This is a genomic window from Deinococcus sp. (assembly GCF_018260405.1).
Taxonomy (GTDB): domain Bacteria; phylum Deinococcota; class Deinococci; order Deinococcales; family Deinococcaceae; genus Deinococcus.
The window spans coordinates 1-17,859 of sequence record NZ_JAGLBG010000053.1; the positions used below are offsets into that span (position 1 = coordinate 1).

Genomic DNA, 17,859 nt, shown 5'->3' on the forward strand with positions numbered 1-17,859 from the left:
AGTTGGGACAGATCTTTTGCGTAATGTCCCTACTCTACCCCTTTCCGCTTCGCAAGTCCCCCTGCTGAGCAGTTACATTCTTGGCTCTTTAGCCTGACAGCCTCTTACGTCTGCCCGCTCAGTATAAAAAGGCCACAAACAACGTGGCCCTTTTATGCACATTATGCACACTGTTCCAGGGCTACTCGGCCTGCGCCAGTTCGCTGCGGTGCGCCCGTATCCGCGTGCCAGCGACCAGCCCGAGACAAACCCCAATGCTCAGCAACGTGGCAAGAATGGCCTGCCAGTGAACCCCCTGAAGCGACATGCCCAGCGCCCCGCACAGCAGCGCGACTGCCCACAGGATAACGGCGGTGCGCCGAGCCGAGCCGGTTCCCGCCAGCACCCGGTGATGAATGTGGGTTTTGTCGGGGTGGCCTAGCGGGTTGCGAATGCCCCGGCGCAGGCGACCAATCACGACCTGCGTGGTGTCTACCACCGGCAGCGCCAGCACGATCAGCGGCACAATCAGGCTGGCCCCCGCGCTGAATTTAAGGGTACCCAACAGACTGACCGCCGCCAGCGTAAAGCCAATTAGGTATGAGCCACCCCCCAGAATAATGCGGCTGGGATTGAAGTTGTACCTCAGGTAGCCCAGGCAAGCGCCCGCCAGCCCTGCCAGCACCACCACCGCCGCCGCCCGGTCTGGAAACTGCGCCGCTGTTGCCAGCAGCACCACGCTGACGATAAAACCCAGGCCGCCCACCACGCCGTCTACCCCGTCCATCAGGTTCACGGCGTTGGTCAGGCCCACAATCCAGATGATGGTCAGAAAGATGCCCAGCGGCCCCGCCAGGTCGTGCGGCACGCCGCCCAGAAACGGAATGGCGTGAACGTCGATCTTGAGGCCGTTGACCATTAAGAGGACAGCAACCAGCCCCTGCACCAGCAGCCGGAAGACGGGCGAAAGGTCTACCCGGTCATCTATAAACCCGGTAAACATCATGATGGACGCGCCCAGCATAATGGCCAGCACCTGAATATTGACCAGTTCGACCACGATAGGCCGCATCGCCCACGCCACCACCACGCTGACCACGAACCCGGCAAAAATCGCCAGTCCCCCGGCGTTGGGCAGCGGTACGGAATTAAGCCGCCGGGCATTGGGCATATCGGCCCAGCCAACCTGCACCGCGAATTCACGCAGGCGCGGAATAAAGACCCAGGTGAAGGCCAGAGCCACTACGAAGGTGACCAGCACGCTAAGAAAACCGCTTCCAAAAGGATCGGCTATACCGAGTTGCGCCAAAAGCGCCCGCAGAGCATCCATAAACTGACGCGATTCTAAAGCCCCGGCGTGAGAACAGGCGTCCACGAAAAGGTGTAGGCCGGAAAAATACCCCTGGCCATAGTCAAAGTTGCCAAATTACTGGTTATTTCACCATTCACAGGGACTCATTCAGTCGGCGTATTCTTTTCTGATGCCTCCGCTCCGTCTGCTGCTGTCTTGTCTGGCGCTGTCGCTGGGAGGCGGGGCCACCACAGCCCAGGCACTGAGCCTGCCTGTTCACCTGGGCCTTCCCCTTCCGGCCCATCCCAGCGCGGCCCCTGAGTGCGGCGAACCCGCAGACGTGCTCGATCTGGCGGTGTGGCGGGTCTACGCCGCCGACGGACGCCCCGACCTGAGCTGCGGCAACGCTTTCGTGGACTACCAGCGCACGCCGCGCACCGCCCTGAACCCGGTCAACGCCTTTGACCAAATCGCCGGGCAAATTCGCGCCGCGCACACCGAAGTGCTGCTGACTAACATGGAGTGGCACGCTGGCCCCGGACGGGCGGGCTGGACTTTCGCGCAGGCGGTCAGCGACCTGTACCGCAAGGTGAGGGCCGACCCCGCCGCCTACCCCCAGGGCATGAGCGTTCATCTCGCGCTGGGCGGCTTTCCCGACCTGAGCCGGGGCGACGGCGGCACCTTCATTCTGGAAGCGGTGCGCGATCTGCGAGCGCTCGGCGTGCCTATCAGCGACCCGGCGGTCGGCTGGACCTTCACCGCTACGAACTACAGGTATTTTCCGCACAGTCACGTCAAGATGGTCGTAATAGACGGGCTGGACGTAACGGCGGCGGGCTTTAACTACACCGACTGGCACCTGACCCGCGCCGAGCCGGGGGGACATGACCTGCACGATGTGGGCCTGCGGATGCGCGGCCCGGTGGCCCAGGACGGCGTGGCGGTCTTCGACGACCTATGGCGGCACTCCAATCAGGTACGCTGCCCGGTCAATGTGCCCGCCGATCAGGTGTTCAGGCTCTGCACGCTAGGGCTGCCCGACCCGGTGACTCACCCTGCCGCCGCGCAGCAGGCCCAGCCCGCTGGGACTTCCCGCGCTTACCTGCTCTACCGCCGCCCCGGCTACGACATGGCGGATCAGGCCATGCAGTCGCTGATCGCCTCGGCCAGAACCGAGATCGACCTCATGCAGGCCGACTTTAGCCCCGACCTCAACTGTTGGATGGCTTACGTCTCGGTGGAAAACTGTGAGCGACCGACCTTCCCGCCATACCTGGCCGCGCTGCTCGACGCGGTGGAACGCGGCGTGAAGGTGCGCGTACTGACCGTGAATTACGGCTATGGCAAGATTGCCAACCGCAGCGGAATTGCCCTGATGCGCTACGAGGCGCGGCGGCGCGGCCTGAGTGACGACGCCTTTGACGCCCGATATGTCAAGTTCGATATGCACACCAAGGCTATGACCGTGGACCGCCGGACGGTCGAGGTCGGCAGCATGAATTTTCACTTCAGTTCGTGGGGCGGCGCTGGGCTGAACGAGGCGGTGATCGCCACCAACGACCCGGAAGCGGTGCGGCAGGAACAGGCCGATTTCGGGCGCGTCTGGGCGCAGGAAAGCATACCGGTGCCGCCCGAGCCGTGGCTGAAGTATGTCCGTAAAGTCGCGCCCGAAGACCTCTGGCCGCCCGCCCCGGCCCCCCGCCAGCTGCCCGACCACCCCTGGCGCTGAAGTCCTGATCTAAAGCCCTTTTGCGGCTCCCTGGCTGAACTACACTGTCAGGCATGATCGAGAAGGTGTATCTCGCCAAGCCGCGCGGTTTTTGCGCCGGAGTGGTCATGGCGATTCAGGCGGTTGAGCGGGCCGCCGCCAGCGAGGCCAAGCCCGTGACGGTGTACCACAGCATCGTACATAACCACACGGTGGTCGAGCGGCTGGAACAGGGCGGCAACGTGCATTTCGTCGAGGATCTGGACGCTGTCGAGAGCCTGCCGGAAGGCGGCGACACGGTCATTTTCAGCGCCCACGGCATCAGCCCGGTAGTGCGCGAACGGGCACGGCAGCTGGGACTGGCGACCATCGACGCGACCTGCCCACTGGTGACCAAAGTGCATACCGAGGCCAAAAAATATGCACGGGAGGGCTTCACTATCCTGCTCATCGGTGACAGCGCCCAGCATCAGGAAGTGATCGGCACACGCGGCGAGGCCCCCGAAAACACGATTCTGGTCGGCGTGCTGGGCAAGTCGGGGACAGGTCTGAACGACCCCCATACCGTCGAGGTGCCCGACGCTGGCAAACTGGTGGTGCTGACCCAGACGACCCTCAGCGTGGACGACACGCGCCGCACCATCGAGATTCTCAAGGCACGGTTTCCGGCGCTGATCATCCCGCCCAGCGAAGATCTGTGTTACGCGACCAAGAACCGCCAGGACGCCGTGAAGAGCATCGCGCCGCACGTGGACGCCTTTTTGGTTATCACCAGCACCCACAGCAGCAACGGCATGCGCCTGTTGGAACTCGCCGCTGAGACGTGTGGCCGGGCGCATCGTCTGGAAACCGCCGCTGACCTGGGCAGCCTCGACCTAAGCGGCGTGCAGAACGTGGGCATCACCAGCGCCGCGAGCACCCCCGACGATCTGGTGCAGGAGGTCGTGGCCTCTTTGCGGACAGTGAATCCGGCGCTGGAAGTGGTCGAGGAAGGCGAGTGGGAGAACATCGAGTTCCGCGAACCGAAGAAGATTCTACCCACGCAAGAACTGCCGCGCACGATGCAGTAATACGATGCAGGAATACGGACTGCCGCCATCAACTGAGCGCGTTATCAAGACTACTAAGTACACTGCGTTTATCTTGTAGATAAACCGCGCGGAGCGCGTAGCAGAAGAAAGTGCGTTGGAGCGGGAATGGAGAGGTTCCGGCGCTTTCCCGGAATCTCGCAATGTTAGCTTCAACGTACTTAGTCGTCGCGCTCAGCCCGCGCCCTGATCTGATCCGGGGTCAGGGGCGTGCCGTGGCCCGGCAGCACCAGCGACAGCTCTAGCTGGGTCATCTGTTTAAGGGTTTGCAGGGCCACGGCGTGATCCGAGTTATACGCCTCGCGGGGCAGATTTGCGCCCGCCAAGCCTCCAATGACCGCGTCGGCAGCAAGCAAAACGCCGTCTCTGAGCAGCCCCACCTGACCGCCGGTGTGCCCCGGCAGATGAATGACCTGCCAGCCCAGCAGGTCCGTTTCCGGCAGGGCCGCCTGCAACCCCCAGGCAGGCACTTTCGGCTGCATCCTGGACATCGGCGCCCCCATCCAGGGCTGGCCTGCCGGATAGGGCAGGTTGTGATCCCGCCCGCTTAACCGGTCATGCTCCAGCGGGTGCGCCAGCACGGGGTAACCGAGGCGGGCGGCCACGAAAGCGTTGCCCGCGTGGTCAAGGTGGCCGTGAGTGACCAGAACCGCGTCGGGGTCAAAGGCCGACAGCAGCCGAGCAAAAGCCGGAGCGTGGTTGATGGTGCCGGTATCGACCAGTAGACGACCCTGGGGCGTGCGCAGCAGATAGACATTGGCGTACAGCGGAATGGAGGCTACTCCAGAACGCACTAGACGCAGACGGGAAGCGACGGTCATTCAGATCCTTTTAGAGCATTTTGCAAAAGGGTGGTGCTCTTTTGACCCTCTTTTTGCCGAGTGGAACGAGTGAATAAAGAGAGCAGGACATAGAATGAAAATGAAGGGGGCAGCGGTGTTGTTCCGACGTGTCCATACTTCACAGAACTGCTCTAACTTCACTCCCACTCAATCGTTGCGGGGGGCTTGCCGGTGATGTCGTACACCACGCGGTTGATCTCGTGAACCTGATTCACAATGCGGTTGCTCATGGTTGCCAGAAATTCGTAGGGCAGCCGCGCCCACTCTGCCGTCATAAAGTCGTCGGTGGTCACGGCCCGCAGCGCCGCCGTGTAGCTGTAGGTGCGCTCATCGCCCATCACACCCACGCTCTGAATGGGCGTCAGCACCGCCAGTGCCTGCGAACAGCCGTCGTACAGCCCAAATTCGCGCAGCCCGCTGATAAAGATGTCGTCTACCCGCTTCAAGATGTCCAGCTTCTCCTCGGTAATCTCGCCCAAAATACGGATAGCGAGGCCAGGGCCGGGGAATGGGTGGCGCATGCGAATGTGGTCGGGGAGGCCCAGCAGGCGGGCAATCTCGCGCACCTCGTCCTTGAACAGCGTGCGGAAGGGTTCTACCAGCTTAAAGCCCAGGTCTTCTGGCAGGCCACCCACGTTGTGATGGCTCTTGATATTGGCCGCGCCGGACTTGTCACCGTGCAGCCCCCCCGCCGACTCAATCACGTCTGGATACAGCGTGCCCTGCGCCAGAAACTCGAAGTCTCCCAGCTTGGCCGTCTCGCGTTCAAACGCCCGGATAAACTCGCGGCCAATAATCTTACGCTTCTGCTCCGGGTCGCTGACGCCTTTGAGTTCACCCAGAAACTCAGCTTTAGCGTCCACCGTCACCAGATTGACCCCCAGCGGTTTCAGGGCCGCTTCCACCTGTTCGCGCTCGCCCAGGCGCAGCAGGCCGTGGTCAATGAACACGGCGGTCAGGCGCTCGCCCACCGCCTTTGCCAGCAGCAGCGCCAGCGTGGAACTGTCTACCCCGCCCGAGATGCCCAGCAGTACCTTACCGCTCTCGCCCACCTGCTTTTGCACGTCCGCAATCAGTTCCTCGACGATGTGCTCGGCGTTCCAGTCGCGGGCCACGCCGCAGATATCCAGAAAGTTCGCCAGCAATTGCCCGCCTTTGGGCGTATGGACGACCTCGGGGTGAAACTGCACGCCGTAGCGCCGGGTGGCGCTGTTCTCAATGGCGGTGACGGGCGTGTCTTCCGTGGCCGCCACCACCTCGTAGCCCTGGGGCAGTCTGGTAACACTGTCGCTGTGGCTCATCCAGGCGACGAATTCGCCCTGAATCCCGGCGAACAGTTGACCGCCGTAACGGGTCAGGTCGGCCTTGCCGTACTCGCGCTTACCCGCCCGTTTCACGTCGCCGCCTGCCTCGTGGGCCAGAAACTGCATCCCGTAGCACACGCCCAGAATCGGGAGATTCAAATCCAGCACGCCGGGGGCGGGTTTGGGGGCATGTTCGTCGTACACGCTGCTGGGGCCACCCGAAAGCACGAGTCCCTGTGGGTTTTCCTGCGCGATGCGCTCCAGGCTGGCACTGCCGGGCAAAATGACGCTGTACGCGCCCAGTTCACGAAACCGCCGGGCGATCAGCCGGGTAAATTGACTGCCGAAATCGAGGATGACAACGCTCACGGTTCCAATTGTCTCACGTCCAGGGGTAAAAAGGAGCCGCTTACTTGGCCGCCGTACCACGCGCCGCTGCCGCCAGTGGCCTCAATTGCTCAGGCGCGAAACGCTGACCCGTGGCGTGCAGCAGCTGACGCGCCAGGTGAAACAGTTGCAGTTCGGCCAGATCGAGTAGCGTGCCGCTGACCGCGCTACGGCTCACACGGCCAGTCAGGTCAAGCAGCGTGTGGTACGGCTCCAGCAGGCCCGTGGGCAGGTCGCCCGTCGCCAGCACCACCAAATCCGAACGGCTGACCAACGCCTTGACCGAAGCGTCACGGCGACTCATGGGAAAGATACGCAGCCCCGTGGGCAGGTCACGAATGGCTTTTTCGGCCTCGGGCGCGGAGTCGGCCACCAGGCCAATGTCGCTGAAGCCCAGCCGCGCCAGCGGAGCCGCCAGCGCCAGGTCTGCCGCCGTGTTGCCCAGTACCGCCAAACTGGCCCCCCGCGCCGAGTACCCGCTAGCCTCGATCATGTCGCTTAGGGCGTCAGCATAGGCAAAGGTACCGGACGCGCCTGCGGCCCCATGAAACGCCACGGCGTCGATACGCCCCACCCGCCGCGCCTCGGGGTCGGCCTGCGCGGCCCCCAGCCACTGGCCCTGCTGCCCCGGCGCAACCAGCGCTCCGGCAAAACGCAGGGTCTGGCACGCCTGGGCCACCTCCTTCGGGTGCTCGGTGGGCACGTCCAGCGCTGGGATCCCCAACTCACGCAGGGCGCGGCCTACTTCAGTGGGGTAACCAACCAGGGCAACAGGGGCATCGGCAGGGGTAAACATGCAGGGGCCAGTGTAGAGCATCAACCTCGGGCCGACGAACCAGCACCCGGCGAGGGGTGAAGGCCAGAGAGGTGCAGCCCAGAGAGGTTGACACGGTGACTGCCCCCTACTCCGGCAACCGGGCCAAGGCGTGGCGGGTGCGGGGCAGTTTGCGGTCACGTTCGCCCTCGAATTCATAGGGTTCGTTCATCAGAAACCAGTACAGGTCGTGTAGGGTCGTCAGGGCCAGGTAAGCCCGGTAGCGCCGCAGGGTGGGCAGCTGCTGGTTCGGAAGAAAAGACAGGGCCGCCGCGAAACTTTCATCTGCCGCCAGCAGGTCGAGAGTGCCGGTTTTGAGCAGGGCCAGGTCGCGCAGCGGGTCATCCCAGCCCGCTTTGGTCCAGTCGATAACCAAGACGTCTTGTCCGCCCTGCGAAATCAGGATGTTGTCGTGCCACAGGTCAAGGTGACAAAACGAGGCGGGCTGTTCGAGAAGCCCCTCGCGCAACGGAATCTCGACGGCGTCGAATAGGTCTTCGAGTGGGTAGGCCGCGAGGGCCGAGCGGAAGCGGCGCAGGCGTTCACGCACCTTGGACAGGTTGACCTTGCCCTGCTGCTCGCGGTGCAGCGTGGACAAAATTTCGCGCAGGCGGGGGAGCACGGGCGGCACATCCTGACGCCTCAGCGGATGCCCCCGGAACCGGCGCATGATCAGGGCCTCTACCCCGTCGGCCTCTACAGCGTCGATAACCCATTCGCCCAGCCCGGCGCGGCGCAGGTTATCGGCCTCGGCGCGGTGTTCGCCCTGATAGTTGCGGTACACCTTGACCACGGCGGCCCCGTCCTGGGTCGAGTACACGCGGCTCTGCATGCCCTGATCCATCGGGGACAGCGGCCCGAAACGCGCTTCAAGCACCGGAAACCGGTGGGGCGGCGTCTCACTGCTCGGAGCCGGGCGCAGACTCATGACACGTCGCCCGCGCCTTTTAAGGGCAGCTTCGGAGCCGTTGCGTTCACGCCGACCTGCTCACTTGCCCTCAAACCAGCACCCGCGCCAAGGCCTCGACGACCTGCGGATCCAGACTCAGGCCACTCTCGGCCTGCACCTGTTCCAGATTTCCCGAGTGGGCGTAGGCGTTGGCGACGGCCACGATGCGCGAAGCGAACGGAATATCCTCGCCCGCCAGCTTGTCGGGTTCCCCCTGGCCGTCCCAGCGCTCATGATGGTGGCGAATGGCTTTTCTGGCCTCAGACAAATAGGGCACCGCGTGCAGAAAGTTGGCCCCGATCAGGGCGTGCTCCGCTTCACCGTGAACCTTGCCCAGGTCGTGCATGGTGGCGGCAAACCACAGAGTCTCAAGGTCGCGCCCGGTCAGCCCGAGGTCACGCCCGAGCTTAAGACTCAGCTCCGTGACCTGCTGCGCGTGCCCCAGCGAATCGAAGTTCTGACTTTCCACCGCCTCGACCACCGCCGCCGTGATGTGCCGCGCGGTCTGCTGCCAGTCGTCGCGGGCTTCCATGGCCCCCACCAGCGGGCCTATGGCCGCCGCGAAGCGGGCCACATCTTCTTGCTGCCCCGGAGAGATTCCCCCCGGCCCGAAGCAGTCGAGCACCAGCGCCCCCACGCCCCGGCCCCGGTCTATGACCGGCACCACCAGCGACAGCGGAACCTCACGCATTCCGGCGGCGTCAAGCTGTTTTTGCAGCTCCGAAGAATTGGACTCGTACAGCTCGCTACTGCCATCGGACAGCAGGCGGGGCCGCATGGCTGCCCACGGGCCGCTGAGGTTCAGTCCGATCAAACTGCGCGGGTAGTCCAGCACCGCCGCCACCCGGTCTTGGCCCCGGCGAATCACAGCGAAGCCCTTAACCTGTGGCCCCAGCAGTCGGGCCGCGTAAACCAGGGCATTTTCCAGCACCCCTTCCACCGAGGGCCGCGCCAGCAGCTCCCCGAGCACCTGCACCACATCCAGCCCAGAAACCGCCGAACCCCCCATTTCGGTGGGCGAAGTCGGCGGGTTATTCTGGCGGGAACGTCGGAACACAATAGACTAAGTATAGCTAGCCTGTCAGACCATAGCCCCACACCCGAAACGGGTCACCAGGAAGTGGCTGTAGGCTTTACGCAGCCCTTAGAGCCTGTGCCGAAGTCTCCGAGCGGCATTCTCTATTCTAGTGCAGTACGGAAGGCTGCCCCCGAGCGGGTTTATTATCCGCACTGCACCGCCTATACGGACTCCGCTCAATTTCGCCCGCAGTTGGGAAGCGACCAGGCCCCTTCACGGGTGCCGCTTTGGTCAAGAAGCGGGCAGGCTTGCTCAAGCGAGTCCGTTTTGCCCAAGAAGGCACCGCCTGTACCGCCACGCCGCGAAACCTATATTTTTTCTACTCGCCTCCGCCCAGATTGAATCCAACATTGCCCGGTTCAATCGGCAGTGCGTATACGTGTGTATTAAAGGGTCACAGAGAAGCTGCCCTCTATAGAATCTGGTCTTTTCAGTCCAGCTGCTCTAGGCTGGGGCCAATGCCAGTTCCAGTCTCTGCGCCCAGTTTTCAAAGCGTGACCCAGCCTATCGAGCAGAGATACCGCCAGTATGCCCAGAAGGCCGCGCAGTGGACCAAGCAGTACGAGGCACGCGGCGGCAAGGTTTACTGCGGAGCCGGGTGTTTTCACTGCTGTGACATGCCCATTCGCCTCAGTCTGGCCGAGGCGCTGATCGTGGCGCAGGCGCTCGACCCCGCCGCCGCAACCCGTGTGGCGGCCCATGCCCACAAGGTTCAGGCCAACGCCCGTAGCGCCCCGGATGAGGAAAGCTACGTGGAACGCCACCGCCAGGAGGTCGGCTTTTGCCCCCTGCTTGACCGGGCCAGCGGCTCATGCACCCAGTACGCGGCGCGGCCCACCCGCTGCCGCGACACCTTCAGTGCCTTTCCGGCCCGTTACTGCGCGGCAGGAGCCTGGGAACAGATGACCCCGCATGAGCGGCGCGACTACCAGCGCGAGGTGGCCCGCACGCCCGGCACCGATGGCGAGGTGCATTTCATAGCGCCACTGGAACACCTCAGCGAACCCGTCTGGATCACGGCCAGCAAAAGCATGCGCCAGCACTGGCGTATGGAAGTCTGGGGCGACTTCTGGAACCTGACCACCCTGGCCGCCGACCCGCAGTTTATGCAGGCGGTGGAACGGGGCCAGGGCCGCGCCGCGTGGCAACGGGCCAGCACCCTGAACCTGAGCCATCCGGTAACTCTGGAAATCGAGGAAGTGTAACCAGGGTAAAATCAGAGCACCAGCACACCCTGATGTTTGGCCTTTTCCTGCGGCTCGACATGAATGCTGATGCGTGCGCCTTCGAGTTTCTGGCGAATGGCGTCTTCCAGTCGGTCACAGATGATGTGCGACTCGCTGACGGTCATATTGCCCGGCACCACCAGATGAAACTCAACAAAGGTGATCTGCCCCGAGGTACGCGTGCGGAGGTCATGCATTTCCAGCGCGCCCGAGGCGTGGCTTTTCATGACCTCGCGGATGCGCTTTTCGGTCAGCTGATCCACGCCCCTGTCCATCAGACCGCCGACGCTTTCGCTCAGCAGGCCCCAACCGCTCCAGAGAATGTTGCAGGCCACCAGAATAGCCAGCAGCGGGTCAAGGACGTGCCAGCCGGTCAATTTTGCCAGCACTACGCCGAGAACCACCCCGACACTGGTCACCACGTCGCTCAGCACATGCTTGCCGTCGGCCAGCAGCGCCGGGCTGCGGCTAGAGCGCCCGACCCGCAGCAGCAACACGCCCCAGACGAGATTGATGACACTGGCAATGAAATTGACGCCCAGGCCCACGGGCGCGGCCTCGACTGCCCGGGGATGCAGTGCGTACGGCACCGCCACCGACAGGATGCTCAGGGCCGCCAGCACGATTAAAACTCCCTCGGCTACGGCACTCAGGTACTCGGCCTTGGTATGCCCATAGGGGTGGTTGTGGTCGGCGGGGCGCTGCGCGACGTACAGCGCCACGAGGGCCGCTCCCGAAGCCACCACGTTAATGATGCTTTCTAGGGCGTCGGAATACAGCGCCACGCTTCCAGTCAGGCGATAGGCCAGGAACTTGAGCGCCAGTACCCCTAGCGCAACGAAAACACCGACCCCAGCAAAGAGCATGGGGTTCGGTGGAGTAGAGGCCCGGGTGGTCACACCCCGCAGGCTAACAGGGTTAGGTGCGCCGAAAACGTCCTGCCAGTCTCAGGTTCCTGCTCCGGTGACACGGCGCAGATACGCCTCGCCGCGCGGGGTCAGGCGCAGCAGGTTCAGTGGTGGAACGTCTCCCCCGGCGTTACGGCACAGGCTTTTGAGGGCGCACGGCCCGCACGAACAGTCGCCGCTGCCCTGCACAGCTTCCTGCACGTAACCGCTGCTGTGCAAGGTCCGCAGCATCCCTTCGAGCGCCGCCTGGGTGCTGCCCAGATCGTGGGCCAGTTCGCCGGGCGTGCGCGGGGCGTGGGCTACCGCTTCCAGAATGGTCGCCAGGTTCGCAACCGGGCGCGGGGACGCCTGAGACGAGGCCAAAGTCTTACCCCTTAGAAAACCAAACATGACGCCACCGTCCTTACAGGCCCAGGCCCAGCGCCAGGCGGTAAACCAGGAACGCTGTGACCCAGGCAATCGAGAGTTGATAGGCCACCGTGACCCAGGCGACCTTGCGCCCATGCTCCTGCGCGATGGCCCCCACCGTTACGATGCAGGGCGTGTACAGCAGCACGAACACCAGATAAGACAGCCCCGACGCCGGAGTGAAAGCCCCCGCGAGCGCCCGGGCCAGCGGCGATTTCTGGTCGGTGGCCGTGTCGGTGCCCAGGTGAGGCAGGGCCAGAACGGTCGGAACCGCGCCCAGGCTGGTTTTTACAGCTTCCCAGGTGGCGCTCACGGCCTGCTGCACCCCGGCCACCAGCCCCAGCGGCGCGGGAGTGGCGGCCTGCTCACCCAGGTAAATCTGCCCCAGCGTACCTACCACGACTTCCTTGGCGATAAAACCGGGCACCAGCGCCCCCGCCGCCCGCCAGTCGCCAAAGCCCAGCGGCGCAAAAATGGGCGACATGGCCTGCGACACCTTGCCGAAAATGCTGTCCTGCGGGGGCACGGTGGCAAACTTTTGCCCGGTCACGGCGGGCAGCGCCATCAGCAGCCAGACAACCGCCACCGTCGCCAGCACAGTAGTTCTGGCACGTTTGGCAAAGCTGGCCGTGCGCCTCCAGGCGTGCTTCCACAGCACCTTCCAGGCGGGAAAGCGGTAGGGCGGTAGCTCAAGCAGCACGCCGCCGCCCTCTGCCGGATAGGACGTGCGCCGCAGGAAATAGGCGAAGGTAAAGGCCACCGCCATGCCCAGCACATACATGCCCCACACCACCCAGCTGCCCGCCTTCGGGAACAGCGCCGCCGCGAAAATAACGTACACCGGCAAGCGGGCCGAGCAACTCATGAACGGCAAGATCATGCTGACCACGATGCGGTCGCTGCGGTGTTCCAGCGTGCGGGTGGCACTGACGGCCGGAACATTGCAGCCAAACCCCAGGATCAGCGGAATAAACGCGCGGCCATCCAACCCCAGGGTCCGCATGGTGCGGTCCATCAGGAAAGCGGCGCGGGCCATGTAGCCGCTGTCTTCCAGAAAACTCATGGCAAGGTACAGCACCAGCAGCGTAGGCAAAAAGCTAAGTACCGTGCCGACGCCCGGAATGATCGCCCCAACCACCAGATCGCGTCCCAGCGGAAACCAGGCCAGCAGCGCCGAGGCCCAGCCCGAAACGGTGTCTTGAAGGGGGCCGCCGATCAAATCTACGAAGGGCGAAGCCACACTGAAAGTCAGGCGGAACACCAGCAGCACCAGTCCCAGAAACAGTGGAATCCCCAGCAGCGGGTGCAGGGCCAGGCCGTCCAGGCGGTCGGTCAGGGTGCGGCGGGCTTCGGCCTGGGGCACGCTTAGGCGGGCCAGGTCCCCTGCGCGGGCATAGCGGGCCTCGGCAATCTCGATCAGGGCGTCGGTGCCCTGCGCTTCCAGCACAGCCAGATGAGCGTCGGCGGCGTCGATCAGTGCCGTGTGCCCGGTGGCGCTCAGGCGTCCGCGCACGCTGGGATCGCCCTCCAGCAGGGCCAGGGCCAGGTAGCGGTGCGCGTGTGACGGCAGGGTCGGCAGCGCCTTCATCCGGCCCACCAGATCACCCACCGCATCCTCGATAAGCCGGGGATAACGCACCCGCACCCCCAGGGTCGCCTGTTGCAACGAGGTTTCGAGCAGGGTCTGCGTGCCCTGCTGACGGCTGGCGACCGTTTCCCTGACCGGTACCCCCAGCGCCCGAGAAAGCGCCGCCGCATCAACGTTCAGGCCCTTTTCCTGGGCCTCGTCCACCAGGTTTAACGTAACCGCCACCGGAATCTCGAAATCCAGCAGTTGCAGTGTCAGGTACAGGTTGCGTTCCAGATTTCCGGCGTCCAGCACGTTCAAAATCACGTCGGGCGACTCGTCGAGCAGGGCGGTGCGCGTCACCAGTTCCTCGGGGGTGTGCGGGCTGAGCGAGTAGGCACCGGGCAGGTCAAGCAGGTGAACTTTGCGTCCGGCGACGCTCATTTGGGCCTCGCGCTTCTCGACAGTCACGCCCGACCAGTTGCCAACTTTGAGGTTGGTGCCCGCTACCGCGTTGATCAGCGTGGTTTTGCCGGTGTTGGGGTTACCGACCACGACCACGCGCGGCTCGCTCTGGGCCTGAAGACGCTCTAGCGTGGCGCGGCAGGCCTGCTCGTCGGGCACCAGCATTTCAGGCAAAGAAGGCGCCGAAAAGGGAGCGGTCATAAGCGTACCCAGATACCGCCCAGATCACTGGCCCGCAGCGCAAGGTCGGTGCCGTTGATTCGCAGCTCGACCGGATCGCCCATCGGGGCGCGGCGCACGATGCTGACCCGCGCTCCGCGTACGAAACCAAGTTCCAGCAGGCGGCGGCGCAGCGGATGAGTCCTGTCGAGCGAGAGGATATAACCGCCCTCACCAGGCTTCAGAGAGTCAAGGGCCAGATCATCCATACCCGAGTATCTTAGTCGGTTTTATCGGATTTGGGAAGGAGCAGGGCAAACAGTGGGTTATACAGATGCGGCAAATGGCGTTGACCCCAAAGAATCCGTTTCTCGCCTCCTCACCTCCGCTCGAATTGAATCTGAAACTGCCTGGTTCAATCGCAATTCGTATCAGATGTTGCCACGGCTCAATGTGGTCATCAGGTTTGGGACTTGCCGCATCACAAAAAGCCGGAATCCTGCGCCCCGACTTCGTGTGTACCGCTCCAGCAGGTGTTCCAGCCTATTCCAGTGTGACCAGATAGTCGTACAAGTCGGGGCCGCCCGCGTGAGTCTCGATTTCCAGAGCCGGAAACTCTTTCTTAATGCGTCCGGCCAGTGTGGCCAGGTCCGCTTCCGTCTTCTGCGGGCCGCCGAACACCGTGGCGATTTCCTGTCCGGTATAGCCTTTGCCCAGCATCTCCAGCACGCTGTCTTCGGGGCTGCCGCCCGCCTGCGCCAGTTCGTCATCGCGCAGACCGATCACGTCGCCTTCCTTGATGTCGAGCGTTCGGCCATCCTTGGTCATGATGTTGGTGGTTCGGCTGGCCCGCGTCACTTCAAAAGTCGTCACGTTGGCCGCCAACTCGGTCATGGCCTGCGCCAGCTCGTCGGCGGGTATATCCGATTGAAAGGCCAGGGCCGCGCCCATGCCTTGCCCCAGCGTTGTGGTCGGCACCACCACGGCGCGGCCCTGCATCAGTTCCACCACTTTCTCAGCCGCCATCAACACGTTTTTGTTGTTCGGCAGAATAATGACCTTTTCGGCGCTGACACTGCGCACCGCGTCTACGATGTCTTGCACACTGGGATTGGCCGTCTGCCCGCCCGAAACGATACGTGCGCCCAGGCTGCGGAACAGTTTGACCAGCCCGTGACCGTTAGCGACAGCCACCAGCCCGGTAGGCGGAATTTCTTCCTCGGCGCGGGCCGCCGCTCCGGCCATACCCAGAATCTCGGTGTGCTGCTCGGACATATCCTCGACCTTGGTTTTGAGCATCTTGCCGTAGCGGCCCACCGTAGCCAGCAGCTGATCGGGTTCGTTGGTGTGAATGTGCCCCTTGACATACCCTTCTGCGCCCACGACCAGCAGACTGTCCCCGAACGGGCTGACCAGTTCGCGGATTTCCTCGATGGGCTTGGTCGCCTCCGACATCAGAAACTCGGTACAAAAGCCGAATTCCTCATTCTCGAACTGTTGCTGGGCGTAGCTGGTAATTTCGGGCGCAGGCGGCAACGCGTCGCCCCGTAGCGAGGCCAGCATGCCCTGGACCAGATACAAGTAGCCCTGACCGCCGCTGTCGATCACGCCAGCTTGCTTTAGCGCTGGCAGCATCTCGGGGGTCTGGTCCAGCAGCTCCTGACCCCTGAAAAGGGCATTTTCCAGCACCTGCGCGGGCGTCTCGCCCTGCCGCTGTGCGCCCTCGGCCACGCCGCGTGCCACAGTCAAAATGGTACCCTCAACAGGCTTCATAACAGCGCTGTAACCACTTTTCTGTGCCGCCAGAAAGGCCTTACCCAGCGTTCCCGCATCAATCTCCCTGGCGTCACGGATCGTCTCGGCAAAGCCCTTGAGCAGCTGCGAAAGAATGACACCGCTGTTGCCGCGTGCGCCCAGCAGCGCTCCATAACTGATGGCGCGGGCCACACTGCTCATACTGTGCTGGTCGGCGGTTTCCAGTTCACGGCGCACCGATTGCATGGTCAGGTGCATGTTGGTGCCGGTATCGCCGTCGGGCACCGGATAGACGTTCAGGGCGTTGACCTGCTCACGGTACACGCCGAGCCAGTCGGTGGCGTAGCGCAGCATAGCGGCCAGCTGGTCAGGCATAATCCTAGCCGCATCAGGCGCAGTCTTCGTCATATCAGGCACGCTGCACCCCCACAGCGTGGATACGGGCCGCTGCCAGATCAATGCCCGCCTGCGTTTTGGTAACGTGAGTGACGCGGTCGGTAATGTTTTCAGCCACACGCGGGATACTCACGCCGTAGGCCACCACGATATAGATGTCGGCGGTAAATCTGCCGCTTTCCCTACCGATGACCACACCGTCGCTGACATTGGCCCGCCCCAGCACGCGGCTGAGGCCTTCCTTGAGACTAGCAGGAGCCATGCCGACCACGCCCGGAATCTCGTGCGCCGTCAGGCCGATGAGGGAAGCCAGTGCGCCCTCGGAAATTTGAATGGTGCCACTCATAAGTACTCGCGAGTATACAGGGCAGCCAAGCACCCGGCCCCCACTAGACTTGCGCTCGTAATCTGCTATAGTGCCCACCGCGCTTAGGCGCATGGCGGGGCGTAGCGCAGGCCGGTAGCGCACTTGGTTTGGGACCAAGGGGTCGCAGGTTCGAATCCTGTCGCCCCGACCATTATTTGGGCGAGATTGGTGTAGTGGTAGCACAGCAGCCTTCCAAGCTTCTGGCCTCGGTTCGAATCCGTGATCTCGCTCCAGAAAGGAAGGCTCCCTCATCGGGAGTTTTTTTTATAGGCACCCCTAGCTCAGCTGGATAGAGCAACCGCCTTCTAAGCGGTCGGTCGTTGGTTCGAGTCCAACGGGGTGCACCACAAATACCCCCGCCCAGCGCGGGGCGTTCCTTTTGGCCGCACCCTGCCCAGCCCCAGCGGGGGCGGTGTTTTAGTAACCGTTTAGTTACCGGCCCCCGCGTGGTCACTCTGACTCAGGGGCAGCGCTGGGGGTCGTAGGCTGAGTCTCCCCACGCCTAAAGGCGGGGGGTTCTTGGTGTATTGAGCGCCAAGTGACGTGGGAAGCATGGTTTATAGCGCACGCCTCTCACGGGGGGACTCATGACCCCGACTACTGGTTTCCCGAAGGTATCCAGATACTTTGCTCTGATGTTCATCGCACCCACGGCATCCCTATCACACACAAACCCACACCGACAGCGGTACGTCCGGCCTCTTGGCTTATGACGTTCCGCACACTGCGGGCAGGTTTGTGAGGTGTACGCCTCATCCATCAGCTTGACTTGCATCCCCAGTCGCTCCGCTTTGTACTTGACCATCTGGCGGAACTTACCGAATGACCACCCGTGGAGCTTCTGGTTTGCTTTTTTGCCGTACTGCATGGATTTACGGATGTCTCTGATGTCGCCAATGACGACCGTTTGCACGCCCTGGTTGTACAACGTGGAAACAAGGTGACAGCTTTGCTTGTGCTGAATGTCTCGGATTTGATTATCAATCCGGCGAGTGGCACGGTTCTTAGCCCTGATGAGCTTTTTCCGACGACGACTGCTTTTTACTGAAGCATTCCCCTTTCTGGTTCTGGAAATCTTGGCATCCAATTTGGCGATAACTTTGGCGCGGTAGCGTGATTTACTGCGTGCCACACGGCCTGAGTAGATGGTGGACTGCTCACCTTCGTA

The 17,859-nt window shown here is 63.0% G+C and carries 16 protein-coding genes and 3 tRNA genes; 6 read left to right on the forward strand and 13 right to left on the reverse strand.

What is annotated here, in order from left to right; all coding sequences use genetic code 11:
* Positions 1-181: 181 nt before the first annotated feature.
* A complete protein-coding gene (locus tag QZ269_RS08065; RefSeq protein WP_291426117.1) occupies positions 182-1,309 on the reverse strand; it encodes an MraY family glycosyltransferase in 1,128 nt (375 codons plus the stop codon).
* A gap of 151 nt (positions 1,310-1,460) precedes the next feature.
* Between QZ269_RS08065 and QZ269_RS08070 the strand changes: the two genes are divergently transcribed.
* Positions 1,461-2,999 (forward strand): phospholipase D-like domain-containing protein, encoded by a 1,539-nt coding sequence (locus QZ269_RS08070; protein WP_291426119.1) that lies wholly within the window; start codon positions 1,461-1,463, stop codon positions 2,997-2,999.
* A gap of 53 nt (positions 3,000-3,052) precedes the next feature.
* A complete protein-coding gene (ispH, locus tag QZ269_RS08075) occupies positions 3,053-4,048 on the forward strand; it encodes a 4-hydroxy-3-methylbut-2-enyl diphosphate reductase (RefSeq protein WP_291426121.1) in 996 nt (331 codons plus the stop codon).
* A gap of 179 nt (positions 4,049-4,227) precedes the next feature.
* Here ispH and QZ269_RS08080 read toward each other — a convergent pair whose 3' ends face one another.
* The 5 genes from QZ269_RS08080 to QZ269_RS08100 form a co-directional block, all read right to left on the reverse strand.
* Positions 4,228-4,887: an MBL fold metallo-hydrolase gene (locus tag QZ269_RS08080; RefSeq protein WP_291426123.1), complete on the reverse strand. Its 660-nt coding sequence runs from the start codon at positions 4,885-4,887 to the stop codon at positions 4,228-4,230.
* Between the two features lie 158 nt (positions 4,888-5,045).
* Positions 5,046-6,581 carry a glutamine-hydrolyzing GMP synthase gene (gene guaA, locus QZ269_RS08085; RefSeq protein WP_291426125.1) on the reverse strand — a complete coding sequence of 512 codons (1,536 nt, stop codon included), beginning with the start codon at positions 6,579-6,581 and terminating at the stop codon, positions 5,046-5,048.
* Between the two features lie 40 nt (positions 6,582-6,621).
* Complete coding sequence (locus tag QZ269_RS08090; RefSeq protein WP_291426126.1) at positions 6,622-7,395, reverse strand: shikimate dehydrogenase; 774 nt, start codon at positions 7,393-7,395, stop codon at positions 6,622-6,624.
* A gap of 106 nt (positions 7,396-7,501) precedes the next feature.
* Positions 7,502-8,341: a phosphotransferase family protein gene (locus QZ269_RS08095; protein WP_291426128.1), complete on the reverse strand. Its 840-nt coding sequence runs from the start codon at positions 8,339-8,341 to the stop codon at positions 7,502-7,504.
* 70 nt (positions 8,342-8,411) lie between these two features.
* On the reverse strand, positions 8,412-9,419 hold the full coding sequence (locus QZ269_RS08100; protein ID WP_291426129.1) for an HD domain-containing phosphohydrolase: 1,008 nt from the start codon (positions 9,417-9,419) through the stop codon (positions 8,412-8,414).
* A gap of 479 nt (positions 9,420-9,898) precedes the next feature.
* Between QZ269_RS08100 and QZ269_RS08105 the strand changes: the two genes are divergently transcribed.
* Positions 9,899-10,645, forward strand: coding sequence for a YkgJ family cysteine cluster protein (locus QZ269_RS08105; protein ID WP_291426131.1), 747 nt, complete (start codon positions 9,899-9,901; stop codon positions 10,643-10,645).
* An 11-nt stretch (positions 10,646-10,656) separates the two neighbouring features.
* Here the strand turns inward: QZ269_RS08105 and QZ269_RS08110 are convergent, their stop codons facing one another.
* The 6 genes from QZ269_RS08110 to QZ269_RS08135 all read right to left on the reverse strand — a co-directional run bounded on the left by QZ269_RS08110 (position 10,657) and on the right by QZ269_RS08135 (position 16,670).
* Positions 10,657-11,532, reverse strand: coding sequence for a cation diffusion facilitator family transporter (locus QZ269_RS08110; protein ID WP_291426144.1), 876 nt, complete (start codon positions 11,530-11,532; stop codon positions 10,657-10,659).
* Between the two features lie 81 nt (positions 11,533-11,613).
* Positions 11,614-11,964 (reverse strand): helix-turn-helix domain-containing protein, encoded by a 351-nt coding sequence (locus tag QZ269_RS08115; protein WP_291426133.1) that lies wholly within the window; start codon positions 11,962-11,964, stop codon positions 11,614-11,616.
* Between the two features lie 13 nt (positions 11,965-11,977).
* Entirely contained in the window at positions 11,978-14,215 is a 2,238-nt protein-coding gene (gene feoB / locus QZ269_RS08120) for a ferrous iron transport protein B (RefSeq protein WP_291426134.1), read from the reverse strand.
* Positions 14,212-14,442, reverse strand: a complete 231-nt coding sequence (locus QZ269_RS08125) for a FeoA family protein (protein WP_291426136.1) — start codon at positions 14,440-14,442, stop codon at positions 14,212-14,214. Before QZ269_RS08125 ends, feoB begins: the two co-directional genes overlap by 4 nt.
* Before the next feature lie 274 nt (positions 14,443-14,716).
* The gene (locus tag QZ269_RS08130) at positions 14,717-16,336 is read right to left on the reverse strand and encodes a DAK2 domain-containing protein (RefSeq protein ID WP_291426138.1); all 1,620 of its coding nucleotides are present in this window, start codon (positions 16,334-16,336) and stop codon (positions 14,717-14,719) included.
* 1 nt (position 16,337) lies between these two features.
* A complete protein-coding gene (locus QZ269_RS08135; RefSeq protein WP_291426140.1) occupies positions 16,338-16,670 on the reverse strand; it encodes an Asp23/Gls24 family envelope stress response protein in 333 nt (110 codons plus the stop codon).
* Positions 16,671-16,765: 95 nt separating this feature from the next.
* On the opposite strand from QZ269_RS08135, the gene QZ269_RS08140 reads away from it, so the two are divergent.
* The 3 genes from QZ269_RS08140 (at position 16,766) to QZ269_RS08150 (ending at position 17,038) form a co-directional block, all read left to right on the forward strand.
* A tRNA-Pro gene (locus QZ269_RS08140) sits at positions 16,766-16,842 on the forward strand.
* Between the two features lie 8 nt (positions 16,843-16,850).
* Positions 16,851-16,924 (forward strand) — tRNA-Gly (locus tag QZ269_RS08145).
* Between the two features lie 37 nt (positions 16,925-16,961).
* Positions 16,962-17,038 (forward strand) — tRNA-Arg (locus QZ269_RS08150).
* A 155-nt stretch (positions 17,039-17,193) separates the two neighbouring features.
* Here the strand turns inward: QZ269_RS08150 and QZ269_RS08155 are convergent.
* Positions 17,194-17,859 (reverse strand): transposase (locus tag QZ269_RS08155; protein ID WP_291426142.1); only part of this gene is annotated, 666 nt, incomplete at its 5' end.